This window comes from Secundilactobacillus paracollinoides DSM 15502 = JCM 11969, from assembly GCF_001311135.1.
Lineage (GTDB): Bacteria > Bacillota > Bacilli > Lactobacillales > Lactobacillaceae > Secundilactobacillus > Secundilactobacillus paracollinoides.
In genome coordinates this window covers 1-534 of the sequence record NZ_BBAG01000168.1, presented here as the reverse complement: position 1 = coordinate 534, position 534 = coordinate 1, and the positions used below count along the sequence as shown (strand labels likewise).

The window sequence follows — 534 nt, the reverse complement described above, 5'->3', positions numbered from 1 at the left end:
AGTGTCAAATTTTATGTGTAAATGAAAAAGCCTCTCACTTTTGAACTAAAACATTGATTCTAAAGTGTCTTGAACTAGGTTGAACCCTTTATGTGTTCGTCGCCCAAATTTGTCATTGTAATCAAGAATTACAGTCATTAAGGTTCTTTCCAAAGATTCTTCGTTGGGAAATTGTTCACGTTTCTTTGTTTGTCGCTTAAATTTTTTGTTAAATGATTCGATAAGATTGGTACTATAAATACTAGACCGGATAGCCGGTGGAAAATTAAAAAATACCAGTAATTTCTGGTTCTTTAATAAAGCTTGCGTAACTTTGGGATATCTTTTGCGCCAATGGTCAACAAAGTTGGCTAAGCTGTGCTCAGCCATTCGTTTATTGGTTGCTTGATGAATTAACTTAAAATCATTTAACACAGCTTTACGGTCATGAACCCGTACATGATGCGAAATATTACGACTTACATGAACTAGGCATTGCTGAATAACGGCGTTTGGATAATATTTACCAACGGCAGTTTCGAGGCCAACCAATCC

The 534-nt window shown here is 35.8% G+C and carries 1 protein-coding gene; it reads right to left on the bottom strand.

Annotated features, from left to right (window positions below):
- Window positions 1-45: 45 nt before the first annotated feature.
- Window positions 46-534 (bottom strand): transposase (locus JCM11969_RS16835; RefSeq protein ID WP_173585439.1); only part of this gene is annotated, 489 nt, incomplete at its 5' end.